The organism is Salinispora mooreana (genome assembly GCF_000379065.1).
GTDB classification, from domain to species: domain Bacteria; phylum Actinomycetota; class Actinomycetes; order Mycobacteriales; family Micromonosporaceae; genus Micromonospora; species Micromonospora mooreana.
This window is the reverse complement of sequence record NZ_KB900614.1, coordinates 4,819,395-4,841,422: the sequence shown is the minus strand read 5'-3', so window position 1 is coordinate 4,841,422 and position 22,028 is coordinate 4,819,395. Positions and strand designations below refer to the sequence as shown.

At 70.8% G+C, this 22,028-nt stretch carries 21 protein-coding genes and 2 pseudogenes; 10 read left to right on the top strand and 13 right to left on the bottom strand.

Annotated features, from left to right (window positions below; all coding sequences use genetic code 11):
- Positions 1 to 8 precede the first annotated feature (8 nt).
- The gene (locus SALPAC6_RS0123195) at positions 9 to 626 is read left to right on the top strand and encodes a 4'-phosphopantetheinyl transferase family protein (protein ID WP_018255702.1); all 618 of its coding nucleotides are present in this window, start codon (positions 9 to 11) and stop codon (positions 624 to 626) included.
- A gap of 5 nt (positions 627 to 631) precedes the next feature.
- Here SALPAC6_RS0123195 and SALPAC6_RS0123190 read toward each other — a convergent pair whose 3' ends face one another.
- The 10 genes from SALPAC6_RS0123190 to SALPAC6_RS0123145 all read right to left on the bottom strand — a co-directional run bounded on the left by SALPAC6_RS0123190 (position 632) and on the right by SALPAC6_RS0123145 (position 10,432).
- Entirely contained in the window at positions 632 to 2,032 is a 1,401-nt protein-coding gene (locus SALPAC6_RS0123190; protein ID WP_018255701.1) for a class I adenylate-forming enzyme family protein, read from the bottom strand.
- Between the two features lie 356 nt (positions 2,033 to 2,388).
- A complete protein-coding gene (locus SALPAC6_RS0123185) occupies positions 2,389 to 2,751 on the bottom strand; it encodes an antibiotic biosynthesis monooxygenase family protein (RefSeq protein WP_018255700.1) in 363 nt (120 codons plus the stop codon).
- Positions 2,748 to 3,995 (bottom strand): beta-ketoacyl synthase N-terminal-like domain-containing protein, encoded by a 1,248-nt coding sequence (locus SALPAC6_RS0123180; protein WP_018255699.1) that lies wholly within the window; start codon positions 3,993 to 3,995, stop codon positions 2,748 to 2,750. The genes SALPAC6_RS0123185 and SALPAC6_RS0123180 overlap by 4 nt, the downstream gene beginning before the upstream one ends.
- Positions 3,992 to 5,263 carry a beta-ketoacyl-[acyl-carrier-protein] synthase family protein gene (locus SALPAC6_RS0123175; RefSeq protein WP_018255698.1) on the bottom strand — a complete coding sequence of 424 codons (1,272 nt, stop codon included), beginning with the start codon at positions 5,261 to 5,263 and terminating at the stop codon, positions 3,992 to 3,994. The genes SALPAC6_RS0123180 and SALPAC6_RS0123175 overlap by 4 nt, the downstream gene beginning before the upstream one ends.
- Before the next feature lie 22 nt (positions 5,264 to 5,285).
- The gene (locus SALPAC6_RS0123170; RefSeq protein ID WP_018255697.1) at positions 5,286 to 5,693 is read right to left on the bottom strand and encodes a cupin domain-containing protein; all 408 of its coding nucleotides are present in this window, start codon (positions 5,691 to 5,693) and stop codon (positions 5,286 to 5,288) included.
- On the bottom strand, positions 5,686 to 6,405 hold the full coding sequence (locus SALPAC6_RS0123165; RefSeq protein ID WP_018255696.1) for an SRPBCC family protein: 720 nt from the start codon (positions 6,403 to 6,405) through the stop codon (positions 5,686 to 5,688). The genes SALPAC6_RS0123170 and SALPAC6_RS0123165 overlap by 8 nt, the downstream gene beginning before the upstream one ends.
- Positions 6,402 to 7,778, bottom strand: a complete 1,377-nt coding sequence (locus SALPAC6_RS0123160; RefSeq protein WP_018255695.1) for an acetyl-CoA carboxylase biotin carboxylase subunit — start codon at positions 7,776 to 7,778, stop codon at positions 6,402 to 6,404. Before SALPAC6_RS0123160 ends, SALPAC6_RS0123165 begins: the two co-directional genes overlap by 4 nt.
- A 13-nt stretch (positions 7,779 to 7,791) precedes the next feature.
- A complete protein-coding gene (accB, locus tag SALPAC6_RS0123155; protein ID WP_018255694.1) occupies positions 7,792 to 8,406 on the bottom strand; it encodes an acetyl-CoA carboxylase biotin carboxyl carrier protein in 615 nt (204 codons plus the stop codon).
- Positions 8,403 to 10,103 (bottom strand): acetyl-CoA carboxylase carboxyltransferase subunit alpha, encoded by a 1,701-nt coding sequence (locus SALPAC6_RS0123150; RefSeq protein ID WP_018255693.1) that lies wholly within the window; start codon positions 10,101 to 10,103, stop codon positions 8,403 to 8,405. The genes accB and SALPAC6_RS0123150 overlap by 4 nt, the downstream gene beginning before the upstream one ends.
- Positions 10,100 to 10,432: a TcmI family type II polyketide cyclase gene (locus tag SALPAC6_RS0123145; RefSeq protein WP_018255692.1), complete on the bottom strand. Its 333-nt coding sequence runs from the start codon at positions 10,430 to 10,432 to the stop codon at positions 10,100 to 10,102. The genes SALPAC6_RS0123150 and SALPAC6_RS0123145 overlap by 4 nt, the downstream gene beginning before the upstream one ends.
- A 2-nt stretch (positions 10,433 to 10,434) precedes the next feature.
- Between SALPAC6_RS0123145 and SALPAC6_RS29770 the strand changes: the two genes are divergently transcribed.
- From SALPAC6_RS29770 to SALPAC6_RS0123120, 5 genes are all read left to right on the top strand, one after another.
- Positions 10,435 to 10,575, top strand: coding sequence for a hypothetical protein (locus tag SALPAC6_RS29770; RefSeq protein WP_018255691.1), 141 nt, complete (start codon positions 10,435 to 10,437; stop codon positions 10,573 to 10,575).
- A gap of 250 nt (positions 10,576 to 10,825) precedes the next feature.
- A complete protein-coding gene (locus SALPAC6_RS0123135; protein WP_018255690.1) occupies positions 10,826 to 11,653 on the top strand; it encodes an AfsR/SARP family transcriptional regulator in 828 nt (275 codons plus the stop codon).
- 78 nt (positions 11,654 to 11,731) lie between these two features.
- Positions 11,732 to 12,079: a TcmI family type II polyketide cyclase gene (locus SALPAC6_RS0123130; protein ID WP_018255689.1), complete on the top strand. Its 348-nt coding sequence runs from the start codon at positions 11,732 to 11,734 to the stop codon at positions 12,077 to 12,079.
- A gap of 7 nt (positions 12,080 to 12,086) precedes the next feature.
- On the top strand, positions 12,087 to 13,439 hold the full coding sequence (locus SALPAC6_RS0123125; RefSeq protein ID WP_018255688.1) for an FAD-dependent oxidoreductase: 1,353 nt from the start codon (positions 12,087 to 12,089) through the stop codon (positions 13,437 to 13,439).
- A gap of 275 nt (positions 13,440 to 13,714) precedes the next feature.
- Positions 13,715 to 14,476, top strand: a complete 762-nt coding sequence (locus tag SALPAC6_RS0123120) for a hypothetical protein (RefSeq protein WP_018255687.1) — start codon at positions 13,715 to 13,717, stop codon at positions 14,474 to 14,476.
- A gap of 105 nt (positions 14,477 to 14,581) precedes the next feature.
- On the opposite strand, the gene SALPAC6_RS0123115 is transcribed toward SALPAC6_RS0123120, so the two are convergent.
- A complete protein-coding gene (locus tag SALPAC6_RS0123115) occupies positions 14,582 to 16,024 on the bottom strand; it encodes a right-handed parallel beta-helix repeat-containing protein (protein ID WP_018255686.1) in 1,443 nt (480 codons plus the stop codon).
- A gap of 428 nt (positions 16,025 to 16,452) precedes the next feature.
- Here SALPAC6_RS0123115 and SALPAC6_RS0123110 point away from each other — a divergent pair, with 428 nt between their 5' ends.
- Positions 16,453 to 17,823: a right-handed parallel beta-helix repeat-containing protein gene (locus tag SALPAC6_RS0123110; protein WP_018255685.1), complete on the top strand. Its 1,371-nt coding sequence runs from the start codon at positions 16,453 to 16,455 to the stop codon at positions 17,821 to 17,823.
- 66 nt (positions 17,824 to 17,889) lie between these two features.
- Here the strand turns inward: SALPAC6_RS0123110 and SALPAC6_RS28465 are convergent.
- Positions 17,890 to 18,446: pseudogene (locus SALPAC6_RS28465) on the bottom strand (ATP-binding protein); the annotation flags it as partial.
- Positions 18,447 to 18,644: 198 nt separating this feature from the next.
- Between SALPAC6_RS28465 and SALPAC6_RS30570 the strand changes: the two are divergent.
- A pseudogene (locus SALPAC6_RS30570) lies at positions 18,645 to 19,883 on the top strand (adenylate/guanylate cyclase domain-containing protein); the annotation flags it as partial.
- Between the two features lie 546 nt (positions 19,884 to 20,429).
- Here SALPAC6_RS30570 and paaI read toward each other — a convergent pair.
- Complete coding sequence (gene paaI / locus SALPAC6_RS29530; protein ID WP_026189998.1) at positions 20,430 to 20,933, bottom strand: hydroxyphenylacetyl-CoA thioesterase PaaI; 504 nt, start codon at positions 20,931 to 20,933, stop codon at positions 20,430 to 20,432.
- 154 nt (positions 20,934 to 21,087) lie between these two features.
- Between paaI and SALPAC6_RS0123085 the strand changes: the two genes are divergently transcribed.
- Together SALPAC6_RS0123085 and crcB are read left to right on the top strand one after the other, a co-directional pair.
- A complete protein-coding gene (locus tag SALPAC6_RS0123085) occupies positions 21,088 to 21,603 on the top strand; it encodes a fluoride efflux transporter FluC (protein ID WP_018255682.1) in 516 nt (171 codons plus the stop codon).
- Positions 21,600 to 21,965 carry a fluoride efflux transporter CrcB gene (gene crcB, locus SALPAC6_RS0123080; protein WP_018255681.1) on the top strand — a complete coding sequence of 122 codons (366 nt, stop codon included), beginning with the start codon at positions 21,600 to 21,602 and terminating at the stop codon, positions 21,963 to 21,965. The genes SALPAC6_RS0123085 and crcB overlap by 4 nt, the downstream gene beginning before the upstream one ends.
- The last annotated feature ends 63 nt before the right edge of the window (positions 21,966 to 22,028 follow it).

Genomic DNA, 22,028 nt, shown 5'->3' with positions numbered 1-22,028 from the left:
CTCTCTCCGTGAACCTGTCACCGGTGTCGGGTCGGGACACCGTTTACGTGTGGATTGGTCGGGACAATGGCGGTCGGCCGGCCGTAGCCGAGCGACTGTTGCGGCAGGCCGCCGCTGGAGTGCTGGACTGTCCGGAGGCGGACATCGTGGTGACCCGCCGGCCCGGCGCGGCTGCGCTGGTCACCGGGGACACCGGCCACGGCCAGGTCACCGTGCCGGCGAGTGTGAGCCGTGGCGGCGGCGTGACGGTGGTCGCCGTCCGAACCGGCGGGCCGGTGGGGGTGGACGTCGAGCGGTGCCGCCAGCTGCCCGCGCTGGACCTGGCCCGCCGCTGGTACAGCCCGGCCGAGGTGGCCTGGCTCGCCGCCCGCGCGGAAGCGGGCCGGAGTCGGGACTTCCTGCGGTTGTGGACCGCGAAGGAGGCCGTCGGCAAGGCGCTCGGCCTCGGTCTGCGCGCCGGAGGTCCGCGCCGTCAGATGCCCGTCCCCGCCCCGGGACGGATACGCCCGGTGCCAGCCGTCACCGATGTCTGGGTCGGCCATCCCCACTGCCCCGGGACGCTGCTCCTGGCGGTAGCGGTGGTCGGTGGCGAAGCTGAGATGGTTGTCGTCGGAGAGGCGGAGTAGCCCGGTCACGATGTCCCTGCCGTCCGCAGCGTCTCCACCGAACGGACCAGCTTGCCGGTGGTCGTGCGGGGCAGCCGGTCGAGCAGCCGCAGGGTACGGGGCCGCTTGTAGCTGGCCAGCCGCTCGGCGAGCTGCTGGTCCAGGGTCTCCTCGGCGAGGGCGCCCACCGGCTGCACGTACGCGGTGATGCCGTCGTCCCAGACCACCACGGCGGCGGCGACCCCCGGCAACTCGGCGACCGTGTGCTCCACCTCGGTGAGATCGACCTTCATCCCGCCGACCGAGACCTGGGAGTCGAGCCGGCCGCGGATGGTCACCAGGCCGCTGTCCGCGTCCACGGTGCCCGCGTCCCGGGTGTGTAGCCAACCGGCGGACCAGCGGGACGGATCGGTGCCACCGAGGTACGGGGAGGCGGGGCAGCTCACCCGGAGCTCGCCGGCGACCTCGCGGACGTCGATGCCGGGGGCGGGCATGATCCCTGGCCGGTGTCGTCCATACAGGTCGGTGCCGATGACGCCGACCTCGGTCATCCCGTACATGTTGCCGAGTGGCACGCCGAACCGATCGGTGAAAGCGCGGGCCGTGGCAGCCGAGACCAGCTCCCCACCAGTGATCATCCGGGTGAACATGGGCAGTGGCCGATCGAGCTGGGTGGCGGCCAGGAGTCCGATGTGGAATGGCACGCCGAGGACGGTGGCCGGACTGTCGGCTGCGCCGATAGCATCGAGCACCGCCGCGCCGCTGAGTCGTTCCGGTGGGACCAGTTCGACGCCGGCGTGCAGCCCATAGAGCAGGCCACCGACGAGGCCAAGCACGTGCACCATGGACGGCAGCAGGATGAGTCGTTCGCCGGGTAGGGCGACGCCGTCGAGCTGGGTGTAGCGACGCACCTCAGCGACCAGGTCGGCGGCGGTCCGACCGATCACCTTGGAGGGTCCGGTGGAGCCGGAGCTGAGTTGGATCACCGCGTGGTCGGTGGCGGCCGGGCGGTCGCCGTACGGAGTGACCCCCTCGGTGACCTCGACGAAAACGCGTAGTGCAGTGCCACCGGTGCGGACCGGCGCAACGACTACCTGAGGGGTGAGCCGCCGCAGCGCGCGGTCGGCCTCGTGGTCGGTGAGACGATGGTCCAGCAGGATGGCCTGGGCACCGCTCCGCCAGGTAGCGAGTAGGTTCACCACGTACGCCAGGGACGGCGGCAGCCGGAGCGCGACGGCACCCCCGGGACGCAGCCCAGCGGCGCCGAGGCGGGTCTGCGCCTCGGTGACCAGCCGGTGTAAAGTGCCCTGGTCAACCGGGTCGGGGAGCCGGAGGCAGACGTCGGCCGGTCGGCCGGTAAACAGAAATTCGTCTATCCAGTCGGGATCGATCGCATTGGAGTCGCGGGACGAGGGGTTCCCGTTCACTGCCGTTCACCGCCCAGCACAAATAAGGGCATTCCTGCCCTTGAGGGAGTTTCACTGAGATGCTGCGGCCGACCCTACGGCAGACTCCAGATCCGCTAACAGGTGCGAAAGGATAGATCAAAAAAAGCGGCTGGCCGGATTGCCGGCAACCACTTCGCCGTGCAGTATCGCGCGCGTGCACCCGGACCGAAACCAACGGGTGACCCTTCACGCGTTAGGAGGACCTTCGATACCCCGAACGCATGATGCGCCCGCCCCACAACCGGCTCCCGCCCCGACCGCTGCCCGCGCATCCGGAGGCCGACGCCAGCGGGGGGCACCCCGCACCCGCCAGGGCGCGGGGTGCCCCGGTACTGTCAGGGCAGAGTCGGCGTCTGGGCAAGGATGTGGAAGCGCAACGAACGGGCATCGGTGAAACACTCCCGCATCGGGCGCACCAGGTCGCGGTGCTCCGCGCTCCGTTCCCACGCCTCGAAGTCCGCCAAACTCGCCCACTCGCTGGTGATCAACCACTGCTCCGGGTCCGCCGCTGACCGGCATACCTGGTCGACCCGGTGTCCCGGCACCCCGTCCGCGACGAGGTGGCGCACCGCCTCGTACGCGGCCAGGAACGCCTCCGTCCGCTCGGCTGGCACCCGCACCAGGAACACCACCCGCGCCCGGGCCCCACCGGCACCGTCAGATCGGGTCGCCGCCTTTCGTTCGTCCAGTTCGGTCACTGCTCACCGCCGTCACTCGGCGCCGCCCCAAGCAGGACCAGCGCACTGTTGAACCCGTCGAAGCCGCGGGCGCAGACCAGAGACAACCGGTTCACCGGCTGCCGCTGCTCCCGCAGGAAGTCCAGTTCGCACCCGGGCGCAACCTCATCCGGCCCGGCGGACGCGGGCAGCGTGTCATGCGCGAAGGCGAGCAACGCGGTCGCCACATCCATGGCGGCTCCCCCCTGATGGGCCCGCCCGGTCAGCGACTTCTGCGTGGTGACCGGGGGCGGCCGATCCCCGAAGACAGCGCGCAACGCGATCGCCTCGCTGCGGTCGTAGCGCGGCACCCCCAACGCATCCGGTACCACCACGTCGACCGCGTCCGCGCCGACCCCGGCCCGATCCAGCGCCAGCCGCATCGCCCGGGCATACTGCACCGGATCGCCCGCTGTGTCCGCAGTGGTGTGCGCACCGTCGTGGGTGGCGCCCCACCCCATCACCTCACCGTAGACCCGAGCTCCGCGTGCCAGGGCATGGCTCAACTCCTCCACGACGAAGACCGCGCCCCCCTCCGCCGGCAGGTAGCCACTCGCCGCCACATCGAATGGTCGGTACGCCCGCTCCGGGTCCGCCCCCTCGCTGAGCATCCCGGAGGCGAGCTGACACGCCAACGCGTACGGGCTCAACGGGCACTCGGTCGCGCCGGCGATCACCACCGGGGTCCCCCGCCGGACCGCCCGGGCCGCGTGCGCCAGGCTGTCCAGCCCCCCGGCGGTCTCGGCAACCAGCACCCCGCACGGCCCCTTGAACTGATGATGGATCGAGAGCTGACCGACGCTGGCGGCGTAGAACCAGGCGATCGACTGATACGCCCCGACCGTCCGGGTGGATCCACCCCACAGCCGTTGCAGCTCCCGCTGCCCAAACAGGTTCCCCCCGGACGAACTGGCCAGGGCGACCGCGTAGCCGTACGGGTCCGGGGCCCGCAGCGGCAGCCCCGCGTCGGCCAGGGCCAGCCGGGTGGCGGCGAACCCGAGGTGCGTCCACCGGTCGGTCTGCACCAGCCGACGGTTGTCGGCGTAGGCTGCGGCGTCGAATCCCGACACCTCGCCGCCGAAGCGGGTCGGGTAGCTGGACGGATCGAACAGGGTGATCCGCCCGGTGCGCCGGGTTCCGGTGAGCACCGTCTGCCAGTGCGCGTCCACGCCGACACCGCTCGGTGCCACCACCCCGATCCCGGTCACCACCGCCCGCGCGGTCACGACGGCACCGCCGACAACCGCCGAAACACCATCGCGGACTGGAAACCACCGAATCCGCTGCCGACCGACAACGCCACGTTCACCGGCAACTCCCGCGCCTCGTTCGGCACGTAATCCAGGTCGCACTCCGGGTCGCGGGTCGCCCAGTTGGCCGTCGGCGGTACCACGCCGAACTCGATGGCCAGCGCGCAGGCGGCCATCTCGATCGAACCGATCGCGCCGAGCGAGTGCCCCACCATCGACTTGATCGAGCTGACCGGCACCTGGTACGCGACCTCGCCGAGCGCCCGTTTGAACGCGGCGGTCTCATGCCGGTCGTTCTGCCGAGTCCCGGAGCCATGGGCGCTGATGTAGGAGACCTGATCGGCCCGGATCCGCCCCTGGCCGAGCGCGTCGGTGATGGCGAGCCCCATCTCCAGCCCATCCGGACGGAGCCCGGTCATGTGGTAGCCGTTGCTGCGGCTGGCGTACCCGGCGACCTCACAGTAGATGTGCGCGCCCCGCCGCCGGGCCCGCTCCTCCTCCTCCAGCACCAGCACCGCGGCGCCCTCGGCGAGGACGAAGCCGTGCCGGTCGGCGTCGAACGGGCGGGAGGCGTGCTCCGGGTCGTCGTTGTCGGGGCTGGTCGCCTGGATGGCGTCGAACGAGGCGACGGTGACCGGGGAGATCGGCGAGTCGGCGGCACCGCTGAGCACCACGTCCGCCTCCCCCTCGGCGATGAGCTGGTGGGCGTAGCCGATCGCGTCGATGCCGGACGTGCAGCCGGTGGAGACCACCTGAACCGGGCCGTGCAGCCCGTACCGGCAGGCCACGTCGGCGGCGAGGCTGCTCGGCACCAACGCCTGGTACAGGTACGGGCCGCCCCGGGCGGCGTCAACCAGCCAGTTCCGGCCGCCGTCGCTGACCGTGACGTACTCCTGTTCCAGCGCCATCGTCCCGCCGACGGCGGTGCCCAGGACCACCCCGGTGCAATCCCGCAGCGTGTCGGTGAACTCCAGGCCGGCGTCCACGACCGCCTCGGCCGCGCAGGCGAGCGCGAACTGCACGTACCGGTCAGCACGACGATGTTCGGCGATGCTGAGGCCGGCGGCCACCGGCTCGAAGTCGCACTCGGCGGCGATTCGCGACCGGAACGGTGACGGATCGAAGAAGGAGATCCGCCGGGTCGCCGTACGCCCCTCGGTGATCGCCTTCCAGAACCGGTCCCGAGTGGCGCCACCCGGCGCGACCACCCCAACGCCGGTCACCACCGAGCGGCGCCCGGTCACGGCGCCACTCCGATCTTCGCGCTCATGACCCACCACCACGTTGGGTGACGAGTTCAGTGTCGACGTGGCCCAGTTCGGGGCGCGGGGCGAGCGGACCGAGGTGGAACACGACCTCGGCGTCCGCGGTACCGGCGTTGCGCAGCCGATGCCGGGTATTGATCGGGACGAAGAGCGCCTCGCCGGTCGCCAGCGGGACCGGCGCGTCGTCCAGGTCAACGGTGATCGCGCCGCGGGCGACGTAGAGGAACTCCTCGCTGTAGGGGTGGTAGTGCTCGGCGATTCGCTCCCCCGGTCCCAGCGTCGCCACGCCCATAAACCCAGAGGTGCTGCCGACAGTACGCGGACCGAGCAGGACCCGCAGCTCGCCGCCGCGGCGGGTGTCGGCGGCCACGTTCGCCGCAGCCACCAGCCCGGGTACCTGCTCACTCATCGCCGGCTCCCGTCTCCTGCGCGGCCCGCCGCTCGATCTTCTCTTTGATCACCGCGAGCTGCACCGCGCTGTTGGCGTTGATCCGGTCGGTCATCTCGGCGTTGGTGAGCGGGGCAGTGGGCTTCATGGCGAAGTCCTGCGTCCAGATCATCCGGGTACCACCGGCCTCCTCGGCGTAGCGCCAGTGGATCCGCATGTACTCGAACGGGCCCGGCTCCACCCGTTGCGCCCGGACCTCCCGACCGTCCGGATCGGTCGTACGCTCGCTGACCCAACTCCAGGCGATCCCGTTCTCGTCGGGGTGCATGGTGAGCCGGAACCGGACGGTGTTTCCCTCCCGGTGCAGGATCTCGGCCACCGCGTACTCGGTGAACAGGTGGGGCCAACCGGCGACGTCGTTGGTGACCTCCCAGACCAGCGGTAGGGGCGCGGCGATCAGGATGTCGTTCTCGGTGTGCCCGGCCGGCTCGACGCGGCGGGCGACCAGATCCGCGACGCCGGCGATGCTGAGCTGCCCGGTCTCCTCGGGGATGCGCACCTGCCAGCGGTCGGCGACCACGGCGGAGAGCTCGAGCAGGGCCAGCGAGTCCATGCCCAGCTCCTCCAGCGTGGCGCCCGGGGCGCGGGCGGCGTCGTCAACGTTGAGCCCGCAGTGGGCTACCAGGATGTCGGTGATGTCGGCGGCCAGGGGGCGGCCGTCGGTGACGGTCATGTGTTCCTCCTCGATTGCGTGGGCAGGTCGGCGAGTAGCGTCTCGACCAGACCGGTGCAGTGGCGGCCCTTGCGGAAGCCGGCGTCGTCGAGCACCCGCCGGACGAACGGGATGGTGGTGTGGACGCCGGGGCCAGCGACGTCGAACTCGCCGAGCGCACGTTCCAGCCGGTTGAGGGCCAACTCCCGGTCCGGGGCCCAGACCGCCACCTTGGCCAGGAGCGAGTCGTAGTGGGGGCCGACGACGTAGCCGGGATACCCGTGGGTGTCGACCCGGGTGAAGGGGCCGCCCGGGGGGACGAACCGCTCCAACCGGCCGGGAGTCGGTGTGAAGTCCCGATCGGGATCCTCGACGTTCACCCGGCACTCGACCGCCACCCCGTGCGTCGCGATCTCCTCCTGCCGCCACCGCAACGTCCCGCCGGCGGCCAGGTGCAGCTGTTCGTGCACGAGGTCGATGCCGGTGACCATCTCGGTGACCGGATGCTCCACCTGGATCCGACAATTGATCTCCAGAAAGTGGAACTGTTCCGCCGGGTCAACCAGGAACTCCACCGTCCCGGCACCGGTGAAGCCGGCTTCCAACGCGCCGCGTAGCGCGCTGTCGGCGACAGCGGCCAGGGTGGTCGTTGACAGCGCCGGGGCGGGCGCCTCCTCGACAAGCTTCTGGTGTCGGCGCTGCACCGAGCAGTCCCGGGTCCCCAGATGCACTCCGTTGCCGTGGGCGTCGCAGAGCACCTGCACCTCCACATGCCGGGCATTGCCGAGGTACCGCTCGACGTACACCCGGTCATCGCCGAAGGCGACCTGGGCGGCGGCACGGGTCCGGGCGTACGCCCGGGGCAGCTCGGCCGGCGCGGAGACGACGGTCATCCCCCGGCCACCACCCCCGGCGGCAGCTTTCACGATCACCGGATAGCCCACCTCGGCGGCGACCCGGGCGGCGTCGGCAGCGGTCGGCACCGGTGCAATGCTGCCCGGTGGTAGCGGCAGGCCGGCGCGGCTCATCAGCGCCCGAGCGGACGACTTGTCGGCCAGCGCGGCCATCACCTGCGGCGGCGGCCCCACGAAGGTGAGACCGTTGTCGGCGCAGATCTCGGCGAAGTCGGCGTCCTCGGAGAGGAAGCCGTAGCCGGGGTGCACGGCCTGCGCGCCGACCAGGCGGGCGGCCTCGACGATGGCCGCGGGGTTCAGGTAACTGCGCCGACTCGCCGCCGGTCCGATCAGGACCGCCTCGTCAGCGAGCCGTACCGCGGTCGAGTCGGCGTCCGCCGTGGAGTAGACCACCGCGGTACGGATTCCCAACTCGCGGCAGGCTCGCAGCACCCGCAGCGCGATCTCGCCCCGATTGGCGATGAGTACCTTGCCAAACATCAGCCCACCCGCCTCAGACCGGAACCACCGCGAGGAGCGGCTGGTCGTACTCCACCGGTTGGCCGTCGTCGGCGAGGACCTCGGCGACTCGCCCAGCCCGATCGGCGGTCACCTCGTTCATCAGCTTCATCGCCTCGACGATGCCGACGACCTGGCCGGGGTGGACCCGATCGCCGACGGCGACGAACGGCGCCGCGCCGGGCTCCGGCGCCCGGTAGAAGGTGCCGACGATCGGTGACCGCACAGCGTGCCGGGTGGCGGGTGCGGCGACCGGCGGCGGGGCGACGACCGGCGGCGGTGAGACGACCGCCTGCTGTGGAACGACCGGCTGCGGGGCGAGGACCGACACCGTCGATGCCGGGAGTGGCTGTCCGGCGGCCCCCGCGGGGTGCCACTCCACCTCCAGGCTCGCGTTCCCGCTACCCAGCCGGATCCGCCGTATCGGCCCGGCGAGGTCGGCGAGGAGTTCTCGGGCCTGGGTGCACAGCTCGGCCAGCCCGGCCTCCGCCGCCGGGACCGACACCGGGGTCGGAGTGTCGTCGAAGGCCCCGCCGGACCGGGGCGCCGCGTCCACCGCCGCCTCCCCGTTGAGCTTCGTCGCGCCGGTCGACGCCAGTTCCGCGCTCATCGGGCACCCGCCCGGGCTCCGAGGCCGGCGGAACCGAACCGGCGGAACCGCCGCCTTCGGCGGCGAACCAGGGTCGCGGTGGGCACGTCGAGCAACGGCACCAGGTGCGCCAGCACCGCCTCCCGCACCGCCTGCATGGCAGCCGGTGGGTCGTGGTGCGCGGCCGGCGCCGGTTCGGGCACCACCGCGTCGACCACCCCGAGACGACAGAGGTCGGCGCTGGTCAACCGCAGCGCGCGGGCCGCCTGCGGGGCCGCGGACCGGTCTGGCCAGAGGATTGCGGCGCACCCCTCCGGGCTGATCACCGAGTAGACGGCGTGTTCCAGCATCAGCACCCGGTCGGCGACCGCGAGCGCCAGCGCACCGCCGCTGCCGCCCTCGCCAGTGATCACCGCGACGACCGGGGTGGGCAGCATCGTCAGGGTCAGGATGTTCTCCGCGATCGCCGCGGCCTGGCCCTGTTCCTCCGCGCCCACTCCCGGGTCAGCACCCGGGGTGTCAACGAGGGTGACGACGGGCAGCCCCCACCGCGCGGCCAGCCGGACCAGCCGGAGCGCCTTCCGGTGCCCGGCCGGACTCGCCATTCCGAAGTTGCGGGACACCAGGTCGGCGGTGGTGTGGCCCTTCTGATGGCCGACCACCAGGACCGGCCGGCCAGCCAGTTCGGCCAGCCCACCGACGACCGCCGGGCAATCCGCGCCCAGTCGGTCACCGTGCAGCTCGACGAAGCTGTCGAAGGCCGTCCCCAGATAGTCCAGGGTGGTTGGTCGACCCGGATGCCGGGCCAGCCGGACCGTCTCCCAGGCATCCCGCCTGTCCGCACCACGCCCCTGCGCCGGCAGGCTGTCCCCGGTGGGGCACGCTGATCCGGGCCCGGCACCCACCGGTTTTCGCCCGCCGGATGCGGCAGCGAGCAGGGTGGCGAGGCAACCGCGCAGAGCGTGCCGGGGGACCACCAGGTCGACCTGGCCGTGCCGCAGCAGAAACTCGGCGGTCTGGAACCCGTCGGGCAGTTCCCGGCCGGTGACCTGGCGGATCACCCGGGGGCCGGCGAAGCCCATCCGGGCACCGCTCTCGGCGACCACCACGTCGGTGTTGGTGGCGAACGAGGCGGCCACCCCGCCGTACGTAGGGTCGGTGAGCACGCTGACGCTGGGCACCCCGGACTCACGCAACGCGGCGACGGCCTGGCTGACCGTCGCCATCTGCATCAACGACAGCACCCCTTCCTGCATCCGCGCTCCGCCGGAGGCGGTCACCACCACCAGCGGAACCCGGTCGGCGAGGGCTCGCTCGGCGGCCCGGGTGATCAGCTCCCCGACCGCGCAACCGAGGCTGCCACCGAGGAAGCGGAAGTCCATCACGGCGATCACGCAGCGGCTCCCGGCCACCGTGGCGGTGCCGCAGACAACCGCCTCGGCCAGCCCGGTGCCACTGCGCGCGGCGGTGAGCCGGTGGGGGTAGGGGAGCACGTCAACGAAGCCGATCGGATCCACCTCCGGCGCCGGGTCGGCGAGCGCGTCAAACGACCCGGGGTCCACCAGCAGGGCCAGGCGGGCCGGCGCGTCGAGCCGGGAGTGCGCGCCGCACTCCGGGCACACGTCCAGGTTTCGCCGCAGCCGCTTGCGATACAGCAGGCTGGCGCAGCCGCCGCAGCGCGACCAGAGCTGCCCGCCCCGGGGCGTGGTGGGGTTCATGCCCGGTCTCCGGGAGCATCGAACCGGTACACGCACCGGGCCATCGCGTCTCGCGGCTCCCGCCAGGTTGGCAGGTACGGCGAGACGTACGGGCGCAGCCGCTCGCTGACCCGGAGAAACTCCGGGTGGCACCGGGCCTCGGCGACCGCCGTCTCCCCCGGCAGCTCCGTTTCCAGGAGGTGTAGGTACAGGTCTTGCAACCGGTACAGCGACCGGTGCTGAACCCCGGCCAGGCGAGGCAACTCGGTCGCGTCGGACTCGGCGAAGATCTCGGCGATCCGCTCCTCCGCACTCGGGTCGACCTTCGCGACGATCAACGAACGCTCCATCGATGAACCTCCCCCAACGGCTACGGGCGCCGGTGGCGCCGTACGCCGACAAGCCGGACGACTATCCCCACCTTGGCGGCGCCACCGTCACCGACGCGTCACCGGAGCCGTCTCCGGCCCAGACTTTGGTGACGGTGCGTTGACGCTGACTGTGTAGGAGCTGTGACATGCAACCTGCACATAGTGGCCTATCCGCAGTTCAGAGCGGGTTTCACAGCAGCTACACACCCGACAGCATGTTGACGGTGCGTGACTGAATTGATAATCTCCGTCACGGTTAACCCGGTGGCCGTGACCCGACGCCGTGCCGCGGGACCAGCTACCCGACCGGTGGAGGTCACGGGCAGCCGCGCCGGGGGACACAGCCGAGGAGCATTCCGCAGGGGGTCCGTCATGGCCGCTGGTCCGTCCATGCCGACCGCCGGGGACCGTCCGGGTACCCCGATCCGGCTGCACCTGCTGGGCGGGTTCCGGCTGTTGCACGGCAACGCCCCGGTGGTCGTACCACGCGGGCTGCAACGCGTACTCGCGCTGGTCGGCCTCCGCCCCGGCACCACCCGCAGCCACCTCGCCGGGCTGCTCTGGCCGGACAATCCGGAGGAGCGCGCCCTCTCCTCGCTCCGCACCGCCCTGTGGCGACTACGGCAGGACCCCTACTGTCCGCTGCGTACCAGTGGAGACACCCTCCGACTCGGGCCCGCCGTCCAGGTTGACGTGGACGCCCTGGTTGGCATGGCTACCCGGGTCCGTGACGGCGATGACCCGAACACCGCCGCGTCCGTGCTCGCGAAGGGCCGCCACGATCTGCTGCCCGGCTGGTACGACGACTGGGTGTTGGCCGAACGGGAACGGCTGCGCCAACTGCGGCTGCACATGCTCGAGGAGCTGGCCGACCACTACCTGACGGCGGGCCGACACGGTGAGGCGCTCGAGGCGGCGTTGGAGGCGATGGCCGCCGAACCGCTCCGCGAGACACCGCACCGCCTGGTGGTCCGCATCCACCTCGCCGAGGGCAACGCCTTCGAGGCGGTGCACGCGTTCTACGTCTACCGCGACCTGCTGCGGCGGGAACTGCGACTGGAACCATCGGCCGCGATGACCGCCCTGCTCGACGAGACGCTCCGGCCGATCCGACAGGCCAGCCGTGAACCTCAGGGACGCCGGCAGGCGCCCCCCACGCCCCGCGTCACCAGAACGGACATTGATGTGACGGGCAGGTGACAGTGGCCTCGGCAGCGTGGGGGACGGTACCCGCCCCGGCCCGGCCGCACGGGGCACCACGGCGGAAGGAGTCCCCAAATGAGCCGACTACTGATCGTGAGCAGGATCGTCCCCGGCGCGGAGGGACGGGTAGCCCAGATCTTCGCCGAGTCTGACGCCACCGAGTTGCCCGGCCTCACCGGTGTCCGGCATCGCTCCCTGTACTGCCTGCACGATGTCTGTATCCACCTGATGGAGACCGCCGACGTGGACCCGGACACCCTGGCCGGTGCCCGTAACCATCCGCTCTACCAACAGGTCAACGAGCGGCTCTCCGCGCATACCTCCCCGTATCTGCCGACCTGGCGCTCACCGCGTGACGCCATTGCCGGCTGCTTCTACCGTTGGGACTCAGCGGCTGCCGCCGCACCCCACGTGGCCGGCTGACCGCCACGTGTCCCGCAACCGACCGCACGTTCTGATCATCGGGGCGGGGACCGGTGGACTCTGCCTGGCGCACGGACTGCGCCAGGCTGGAATCGCCGTGACCGTCTACGAGCGATACCGCACCCGGGGCGATGGCCTACTCGGCTACCGGGTCGGCATCGGACCCACCGGCAGCCGGGCACTGCGCGAGTGCCTGCCGCCCGACCTGTTCCGCATCTACCGGGCCACCTGCGCCAGGTCTCCCCGCTACTTCAATGTCGTCACCCAACGGCTCCGGCAGACCGCGTCGTTTCCGCTGCGACCAGAGACCGAGGAGGTGAACACCGAGCGCTCCGTCGCCCGGATGACCCTGCGCCAGGTCCTGCTCACCGGGCTGGAGGACGCTGTCCACTTCGGCAAGGCCCTCACCCACTTCGAGCAGCGGGATGACGGCAGCGTCACCGCGTACTTCGCCGACGGGGACAGCGCTACCGGCGACCTGCTGGTGGGGGCCGACGGCACCCACTCGGCGGTCCGGCGCCAATACCTGCCGCACGCCGTGACCCGCAGCGCGGGCACCATCAACATCGCCACCCGAATCTCGCTCACCGAGGAGGTACGGGCGCTGCTGCCGGAGCGGATCGAGCACGGCATCTCGCTCATCTTCGGCAGCGGTGGCGTGATGGGTGTCCTGCATGTCATGGAGTTTCCGTGGGACCACTCCGGCGCGCTGAAGAGCGGCCTCGATCCCGCCGAGGCAGCGCTGCTGAACAGCTGGCCGGGCCGGGCGCACGACAGCACCCGCGACAATGTGAACCTGGTTGTCTGGAGTACCGCCCGACGGTTTCCGCCCGACATCATGCGGCTCCGTGGCGAGGAGTTGGTTCAGACCGCGCTGGGTCTGACCCAGAACTGGCACCCGCACCTGCGCCAGCTGTTGGTCCTCGCCGATCCGGCCAGCGCCCTGCCGATCAAGGTCTCCACCAGCGAACCGGTTCCACCGTGGAAGAGCAGCACCGTCACCCTGCTCGGCGACGCCATCCACACGATGACCCCGGGGCGCGGGGTGGGTGCGAACACCGCCCTCCGGGACGCCGCCCTGCTCAACCGGCAGTTACGCCACACCGCGGCCGGAGCAAAGACGCTGTTGCAGGCGGTAGCCGACTACGAGGCGGTCATGTTGCCGTACGGCTTCGCGCGGGTGGCCGACTCGTTGAACCGCAGCGGCACCAGCGGCGACGACCCTATGTACCGACCCGTCGTCGGCCGCCTCGCCCTGCTCGGTGCCCGTGGCTACTTCGGCGTCACCAGCCGGGTACCGCGACTCGCCCGACGGTTTGTCGATGACTTCTACAGCTACCGGGGCGAGGAGGAGGACTGACCGGCACGGCCGGGCCCCTGGTGCTGGGGTCCGGCCGCGGCTCCCCGGGGTCCGGCGGCGGCGCGCCGGGTCCGGCCGTCGGGTGCTGGGTCCAGGCCGTCCGGTCACCACCGACCGACTATTCAACGTTGCGTCACACTCCGACCACCACCGGTGTGATCCAGCCCAGCTATGTGCTGGACTACCAGGCTATGGTGTCGTATCGCACCGGGCATGTGGCAAGCTTCGGCGAGCTTTTCTCGACTAACTCACCAAACGAAAAGGGGAGGTCTGCCGTGGCCTGGTCGGAATGGCCGTTGATTGTCGTGGCCCTGCTGGTGGGCGCCGCTGCCGGCTGGGTGGTCCGCGGCCGGCAAAACGCCGTGCGGGCTGGCACCACTGGGGATGCTACGCCGGCGTCCACGACAACGACGGCCGTAAGCGAACCGATGTCCCCATCCGCTGGTACCAGCACCGACACCAGCCGTTCCCGCGCAGCCGAAGCAGCGCCGGAGCAGACCCCCACCGCGCAGGAGCAGACCGCGACCGCACCGGAGCGGACCGCCACCACACCGGAGCAGACCGCCACCACACCGGAGCAGACCGCCACCACACCGGAGCAAGTCGACCCGGCACCGGTCCCGGAGCACACTCTGGCGGCTGACAGCAGCCAGACTGAGCCAGCCGACACCGACGCGGTGGCGTCCCCGGTGGTCGCGGCCCCCCCGGTGGAGCCCGACACCGAGCCGGCGGACCGGGCGCCGGTTGCCACCGAGCCGAAACCGAAGCCGGAGCAGGCTGCGTCCGAGCTGGAGTCCGGTGCCGCCGACGACTTCCGCCGGATCCAGGGAGTCGGACCCAAGATGGCCGCGGGGCTGCAGGCCGCCGGCATCCGCACCTACCAGCAGCTCGCCGAGCTGGACGAACCGGCGCTGCGGGAACTGATTCGCGGCGCTGGCCTGCGGGGCGCGGCCAGCCTGCCAACCTGGCCGAAGCAGGCGAAGGCCTTGGCCGAGGCAGCGGTCGTGCCGTCGACCGGGGGCAGCGCGGACGCCTGAGCGCGCCCTCCAGTGGTGTGGGCGGACGGGTATACGACCGCACCGGGGACGGCTTCGCCGCTCCCCGGTGCGGTCGTTCGTTCACCCAACCGGCCGCGAGTGGTGCTACCGGAAGCAGTTTGGCACCGGGCTGGTGCTACCCAGGCAGTTGGTCGGGCGGTTCTTCGCGATGACGGTCTTCGAGTCGACCGTCGCCTGTGCCTTGTCCACACTCAGGCCACCGGCGGGCAGTGTGGACTGGTTCTCGACGACGAGGCTGCGGTAGAGCGCGACCCGGCCCATGCTGACCGCGATCCCACCACCGGTGGACTTCGCCTCGACGGCGTGGTTGTTCCGGACCTTACTGTCTCGAACCAGTAGGTTCGACTTGGTCGCGTGGATGCCGCCGCCGGAGCCGTGTGCGGTGTTGTCCGCCACCACGCTGTCGTCCAGTGGCACGAGGCCCTGGAAGGTGGAGATGCCGCCGCCGTCGCCGGTGGCGATGTTGTCCCGGACCTCCATTCCGCGCAGGAAGATCAGCGCGTCCGAGTTCGCGATCCCGCCCCCGGTCTCCGCCCGGTTGCTGACGATCGTGGAGTCGGAGACCCGGGTCCGGGCGGAGAAGCTGGCCAGGCCACCGCCCTGCCCCGCCGCGTTGTGCGTGAAGGTGCTCGTGTGTACCTCCGCCGCGGCCTGGTAGTTGCCCAGCCCGCCGCCGTAGGCGGTGGCGCTGTTGCCCTTGAAGGTTGAGGAGCGCAGGGTCAGCACCCCGTTGTTGAGCAGACCTCCACCCTTGCCCTCCGCCCCGTAGGCGTGGTTGTCGATGAGGTTGCTGTCCTGAACGACCATGTTGCCGTCGTTGAACAGGGCTCCCCCGCCGCCCTCCGCCGAGGACGAGGCGTTGTGCATCGCCGTGACCCGATCGATTGTCGCCGATGCGCCGTGCACCACGTGGACGGCGCCCCCCTCGGCGTCGGAGCGACCGCCGACGAGCCGAACGTCACGCAGGGTCAGCTCACCGCCGTCACGGACGGTGAAGAAGCGGAACACCTCGGCGTCGTGCGCACGTTCGATCGTGGCCTGCTCGCCTTCGATGGTGACCGGGTGGTAGATGACCGGCAGCCCGGCCTTGTCGTCGGCGGGGTTCCGGGGCGGCTTGTCGTCGGCATCGCCGGGATTCTCCGCCGAATCCGCGGCTTCCCTCGCGTCCCGGATCCCACCGTCGTACTGGTCGGGCTGATGGAAGGCGTCGGTGAGTGTGTAGGTGCACCTCGGTGCCAGCCGCAGCACCCCGCCGCCCTCGGCGTTGACCCGGACCAACGCGGCGATCAGCTTGGCGCTGTCGCAGGGCACCGGGATCCCCCGGGACTTTCCGTCGCGATCATAGACGGAGTCGCCTCGGGCCACGGCGGCATTCTCGCCGCCGGGTGGCCGCTCGTACGCCGCGGCCGCGCCGCCGAGCCCCGCCGCTCCGACGACTAAGCCACTGGCGACCAGCCCGCCGGCGAGCAGCCGTCGAGACCGTCGCCGGCCCCGCGGCGGTCGCTGGCTGTCGTGATACGTGGACATCGCGCTCTCCTGCCTCTCCCTCACACCTGAGCCGGCCGGGATATCTCCGGACGGTAGGGCAGCGACCACGTGGTCGTTACCGAACGTCACGGTACGGGGAGAAAAGTGGGCAGGACCGTCAACATGAATAAATCACCTGTTTACCTCGCATCCTACGGTCCGGAGCCAATGGGACATACCGGCCTAACCGGATGAAAACAGCCATCGTCGGTGTTAGCGCCTCGCTGCCCCGACGGCACGCGGCAACGGAGACGAGCCATATGCCCCATTTAGGTATATTTTTCGCATTAATATCTGCTTGGTGCTTATATCGGTTTAGCTTGAGGATGGTTGCTACCACCTACCTGGTAGCCGAGGAACAGCACCCGGCCCTACCACCCGGATGACTGGCTTCTCGTCCGCGACGGGGGAAGGACACCGAGACCGCGATGAACCATCCGCACCAGGACCACGAACCGCACCGGCCAGGTGGAGGCCGGACGAGGGGACGATGGTGGACCCTTGGGCTGGCCGGGGTAGCTGGCCTGGCCCTGACCGCCGCTGCCGCCACCCCGGCCGCCGCCGCCATCGGGCGCGCTCCCACCGCCGACGACCGGGCCGGGAAGTCCGACCGGTCCGCCGCCGACAGCCACCGCGATGCGGGCAAGGGCGACGACAAAGACAAGGGAGGTAAGGAGAGCAAGCCCAAGGGCACCCCCGTCCCCTGCAGCGCGGACCAACTGATCGCCGCGATCACCCTCGCCAACGCCAGCGACGGCGCCGTCCTCGACCTCGCCGAGGACTGCACCTACCTGCTCACCGCCGACATCGACGACGCCGGCCTCCCCGCCATCACCGCCCCCATCACTCTCAACGGCAGTAAAAGCACCACCATCGAACGCTCCGCCACCGCCGACGAATTCCGAATCCTCACCGTCAACACCGGTGGCAACCTCACCCTCAACAAACTGAAAATTACCGGCGGAGTAGCCGAGGATGGTGGCGGCATCCTCGTCAATGAAGGTGGTGAATTGACCGTCAGGCACAGCACCATCACCCGCAACGTCGCCGATAGCGACGGTGGGGGCATCGCCAACAACGGCACCACCCGAGTCAAGAGCTCCACAATCACCCTCAATCGCGCAGAGGTGGGTGGCGGCATCCAGAGCAACGGCAACCTCACCGCGACGGAAGCGGAAATCACGGTCAACGTGGCCTCGGACAACGGAGGTGGCATTGACGCAAACGAGGGTGGCACCACACTGATACACAAGAGTGTCGTTAGTGACAATGTCGCCGAAAGCGAGGGCGGCGGAATAAACGTGGTCGCCAGCATTCTCCAACTCACCAAGTCAGAAATTAAGGGCAACTCCGGCCCGGAAGAAGGGGGCGGCATCCGACTCGACGAGTCTACGCAAGCCACCCTACAGCACGTAAAGGTTCTCAAGAACAGCGCTCTCGAAGGCGCCGGAATAATTTCCCTGTCTGGTTCCACGCTCGTGGCCGACAAGACCTTGATCAAGAAGAACATAACCCTGGCGGACGGCGGCGGAATCTCCACCGAAGGAGACACCGTAATACGCAATTCCGAGATCGCCAGCAATCTGGCCGAGGACATAGGTGGCGGGATATACAATGACGACCCCGGCACGGTCAGCCTGTTCAACACAAAGGTGATCAAGAACCTCGCCGTCCTCGAAGGTGGAGGAATCTTCAACGAGGGGGGCGGCACGGTAAACCTGAACACCGCCACCGGCACCGTTGTGATCAAGAACCGGCCGGACAACTGCTCCGGCGACGTACCCGACTGCGTCGGATAGCAGAATCCGAACACCTCGGACTCACGAGGGGTTTCGTTCCCGCCGCTGGCCGGTGGGAGCGGAACCCCTCAGCCCGTGGACATGGAGGGACTCGGCGCGAACGGCGGCCAGCACCGAGAGGTGCAGGTCGGCCAGCCCGGCGAGCAGGTAGAGCAGGAACTGCCGGGCGCTGCGGTCAGCCCATTGAAGGTCATCGAGGATGAGTACCGACCGCCGTCCGCCGGCGATTAGGTGCAGTCCGTGGGAGACCTGCCCCAACAGCGCCCCGGCACCGTCGGGGCCACCGGCCTGGTCAGCGAACATCCTCAGCAGCCCCCGCAGGGCCGAGGAGTCGCGGGAGGCCTGTTGGTCAACTTGGCGTCGAGGCCACGCAGCGCCTGGCGCAGTGGATGCAGCGGGGAGGCGTCACCAATATCCAGACCGGCGCCGGCGAACAGCGGGGCACCAGCCGCCCGCAGCTCGGAACCGATCTCACGCAGCAGTCGACTCTTACCAGCCCCACTCCTACCGGTGAGGAAAGCCGCCGTCGGTTACCCCGGACCGGCGCCGGCCAGAGTGGATCGCACCGGCTCCAGCAATTCGCTCCGGCCGACGAGCGGCGCACCGTCCACATCGCTGATCATCCATGCAGACTAGCTCGCCCGGGCGTATCATACCAGCAATTTAGCTGATTGTCCTCATCCCGTCGGCATTGTGAACAAAAGTGGCAGCCGGCGGAGATACATCATCCAACAGATCCCGAAGCACCTCAAAGCTGACAGTCTCGGATTGTCGGCAAGGTCCGCAGGAGCCACTCCACCCACGGGGGATCGAAAGGACAGATGCACGCCATGTTGAACGTCACCGCTGGGCCCCCTCCGGTCGCCGACCGGCATCCCAGCACTCCCCCTCACACCTCACGAGTCGGCACCGACAACCCTGGCCGCTGGCCGGTTCCCGAGGAGAGGCGCACAGTCAGCGTCCTCTTCGCCGACATCGTCGGGTCGACCCGGCTGGTTGACCGGCTCGACCCCGAGGAGGTACGGGCCCTGCAACAGGCCTACTTCGACACGGTGGCCCGGGTGCTGCGCCGCTGGGGCGGAGTGGTGGAGAAGTACATCGGCGACGCGGTGATGGCGCTCTTTGGCGCCACGGAGTCCGACGGCTTCGATGCCTACCGCGCGGTCCGGGCCGGCTTGGAGATCCAGCGCTCGCTGGACCGGCGGACGTTCCCCGGGGCACCGACGTTACGCGTCCGGGTCGGGGTGGCGACCGGCGAGGCGGTGGTCGATCTCAGCACCATCCACGACGGCGCGCACGGCATGGCCAGCGGCGCGGTCATCACCCTCGCCGCCCGCCTCCAGACCGCCGCCCCGCCGGGCGGGGTCGTCCTCTGCGCTATCACCCATCGGGCGACCAACCGACTGATCGGTCAACGTCCGGTGCCCGCGGTGGCGGTCGTCGGCACGTCGCGGCCCATCGAGATCTGGCACGCCATCGGCCCGGCCCGGCCGGAGCCGACGCGGCACCGCGGGCCCCTGATCGGGCGCCGCGGGGAGCTCGCCGCCGCCCGGGATCAGCTGGTGCGGGCGGTGCGGGACCGCCGACCCTGTTGGGTCTCGGCGACCGGCCCGGCGGGCAGCGGACGCAGCCGGCTGCTCCACGAGCTGGTACGCGCGGTCCCGGCGATCGACGGAGCCCCGGTCCACTGGTGCGTGACGGCGTGCCCGCCGTATCCGGAGCAGCCACTGGCACCCGTAGCCGACCTGGTTCGCGCCTTCGCCGGAATCGGTGACCTGGATCCGACCCCGGTGGTCCGGGCCCGGCTCGCCTCCGCCGTCGCCACGGTGGTCCCGCCGACGCGCCGCATTGAGGTGGTAACCGCGCTGCAGGAACTGCTGGCGGAGCCGGACGCCGGCGGCAACGCTCATCGGGGGGTGGCAGGGTGGCAGGAGTGCCTGCTCGGCCTCGCCGAGCGACAGCCCGTGGTGGTGGCGGTTGACGACCTCGACCGCGGTGCCCCAGAGGTGAGCCGCTTCCTGCACCGGCTGCTCGCCGCCGCCCGGATCCGGGCACTGCCCCTCGTGGTGATCGCCCTGCACGGTCCGGCGCCAACGGCTGCCCGGCTCATCGGGAGCCGGCGGGAGGGACTGCCGTTGCACCACTTGTCGACCAGCGAGTCTGAACGGCTCCTGCGCCACCTGCTGCACCAGGCCGGTCAGCCAGCTACGCTCGCCACAGCGCTGCTACCGCTGGTCCGCGGCCTCCCCGGTCGGGCCGCCGCGTACGTGGCGTCGCTGGCCGCCGGCTCCGCACCATCGGTTCCCGATCCGATCCGGCGCGCCCTCGACACTCGGCTCGACCAGCTGGACGGTACCCGCCGGGCAGTGTTGATGGCCGCCGCCGCCATCGGGACGCCTGTCACGCCGGTGCTGCTGGACCGCGTACTCGGCTGGCCACCAGGTTGGGCGGTCGCGGCGCTACACGATCTGGCGAACCAGGACCTGCTGGCCGCAGGGCCGGACGGCTACACCGTGCCGGACCCGGTGGTCGCCTCCGTCGCCGCCGCCCGGCTCACCCGGGCGGTCCGGACCGAATGGCGCACCCGCGCCGCCGTCCCGGCCGGCTCAGGCCCCGTTCAGGGTGCGGCTACGGCCACGGAATTCGGCGATCACCGCACCGTCGTCCCGGGCGACGGTGACGTCGTAGATCCCGCTGCGACCGTAGCGAACGCACTCGGCGGCCCGGGCAAGCAGCACATCCCCCTCGCGCGCGGGTCGAACAAAGACAATGTCCCCGCCAGCGGCGACCGTCACCGGGCCATAGCTGTTACAGGCCAACGCGAACGCGGTGTCGGCGAGCAGGAACAGATAGCCACCGTGGGCGATGCGGTGACCGTTGACCATCGCGGCGGTTACCCGCATCCGGGCCACCGCCGCCCCCGCCGCCGCCTCGACCAGCTCGATACCGAGCGCACGCGAGGCGACATCGGCAGCAAACATGTCGTACGCGGCGTTGTGTCGCTGCGGGTCCGACACCGGACGGTGAGCGGACCCATCCGGCTCCGGCGCCGTCGCGCTCTCCCACCCGGTAGGCTCCCGCCGGTCCCGGTGGGGCGGACGATCCGACATCGCCGCTCTCCTCACTGCGCCGGACGAACACTTCGGCGATCTTGCCACCGTACGCCAACGCCGCGAGTCCGGCACCACCGACACCTGGCCGCACCCCGCTGCCACGTGGCCGTGCTGCCCCGCCGATAGGGTGGCTCGGTCGACGGCGGCGTGGATGGGGGAACGGGTGTCCGGACCGGAGCAGCGACGCGTCGACCCCGATGTGGACCTGGCCGTGCCCGCCGATCGAGCCGAGCTGCCCGCCCACCCGGCCGCGGTGCTCGCCGCCGTCTCCGCGGGCGGTGTGCTGGGCGCGCTCGCCCGCGCCGGCCTCTCGGCCGCGCTGCCGTACGATCCCGCGGGCTTCCCGTGGCCGACGTTCGCGGTCAACCTGAGCGGGTGTCTGCTGATCGGCGTGCTGATGGCGGTGCTCGCCAAGCAGGCCAACCCACCGGTGCTGGCCCGGCCGTTTCTCGGGGTCGGGGTGCTCGGCGGCTACACCACCTTCGCCACCCACGCCGTGGAGGCACGGCAGCTGGCCGCCGACGGCGCGGCGGCGATCGCCCTGGCCTACCTCGCGGCGACCCTGGCCGGCGCGCTGCTCGCGGTCTGGGTCGGGTACGCGGCCACCGACCGGCTCACGCCGTCGGTCAGCGGCACCGGGACGGGACAGCGGCGGGTGCACAGATGACCGCGCTGCTCGTCGCACTCGGCGCGGCCGTCGGGGCGCCGCTGCGCTACCTCGCCGACCGAGCGGTACAGGACCGCTTCGGTGCCCGCTTCCCCTGGGGCACGTTGACCGTCAACGTGGCCGGCTCGCTGCTGCTCGGGTTCCTGCTGGGACTCCCGCTCCCACCGGCGGCTGGCGTGCTGCTCGGCACCGGGCTCTGCGGCGCCCTCACCACCTACTCGACAGCCAGCTACGAGACGCTGCGCCTGGCCACCGCCGGTCGGTTTCGTCCGGCGGTGGCCAACGCGTTCCTCGGCGTCGCCGCGGCGGTGGCCGCGGCGACGCTCGGCCACCTCGCGGCGACCGCCCTGCCCTGGTCGTGAGCCGGCCCCGCCGCGCTCCCCCACCACCGCGTGGGTCACCTGCGCGGCGGACGCCAACCGGGA

Excerpts from the sequence above, each read along its gene's own strand:
- SALPAC6_RS0123130 (WP_018255689.1), top strand. The coding sequence starts at position 11,732 with ATGAGCCGACTACTGATCGTGAGCAGGATCGTCCCCGGCGCGGAGGGA.
- SALPAC6_RS0123170 (WP_018255697.1), bottom strand. The coding sequence starts at position 5,693 with ATGAGTGAGCAGGTACCCGGGCTGGTGGCTGCGGCGAACGTGGCCGCC.
- SALPAC6_RS0123160 (WP_018255695.1), bottom strand. The coding sequence starts at position 7,778 with ATGTTTGGCAAGGTACTCATCGCCAATCGGGGCGAGATCGCGCTGCGG.
- SALPAC6_RS0123165 (WP_018255696.1), bottom strand. The coding sequence starts at position 6,405 with ATGACCGTCACCGACGGCCGCCCCCTGGCCGCCGACATCACCGACATC.
- SALPAC6_RS0123150 (WP_018255693.1), bottom strand. The coding sequence starts at position 10,103 with ATGAACCCCACCACGCCCCGGGGCGGGCAGCTCTGGTCGCGCTGCGGC.
- SALPAC6_RS0123145 (WP_018255692.1), bottom strand. The coding sequence starts at position 10,432 with ATGGAGCGTTCGTTGATCGTCGCGAAGGTCGACCCGAGTGCGGAGGAG.
- SALPAC6_RS29770 (WP_018255691.1), top strand. The coding sequence starts at position 10,435 with ATGAACCTCCCCCAACGGCTACGGGCGCCGGTGGCGCCGTACGCCGAC.
- SALPAC6_RS0123135 (WP_018255690.1), top strand. The coding sequence starts at position 10,826 with ATGGCCGCTGGTCCGTCCATGCCGACCGCCGGGGACCGTCCGGGTACC.
- accB (WP_018255694.1), bottom strand. The coding sequence starts at position 8,406 with ATGAGCGCGGAACTGGCGTCGACCGGCGCGACGAAGCTCAACGGGGAG.
- paaI (WP_026189998.1), bottom strand. The coding sequence starts at position 20,933 with ATGTCGGATCGTCCGCCCCACCGGGACCGGCGGGAGCCTACCGGGTGG.
- crcB (WP_018255681.1), top strand. The coding sequence starts at position 21,600 with ATGACCGCGCTGCTCGTCGCACTCGGCGCGGCCGTCGGGGCGCCGCTG.
- SALPAC6_RS0123110 (WP_018255685.1), top strand. The coding sequence starts at position 16,453 with ATGAACCATCCGCACCAGGACCACGAACCGCACCGGCCAGGTGGAGGC.
- SALPAC6_RS0123115 (WP_018255686.1), bottom strand. The coding sequence starts at position 16,024 with ATGTCCACGTATCACGACAGCCAGCGACCGCCGCGGGGCCGGCGACGG.
- SALPAC6_RS0123085 (WP_018255682.1), top strand. The coding sequence starts at position 21,088 with ATGGGGGAACGGGTGTCCGGACCGGAGCAGCGACGCGTCGACCCCGAT.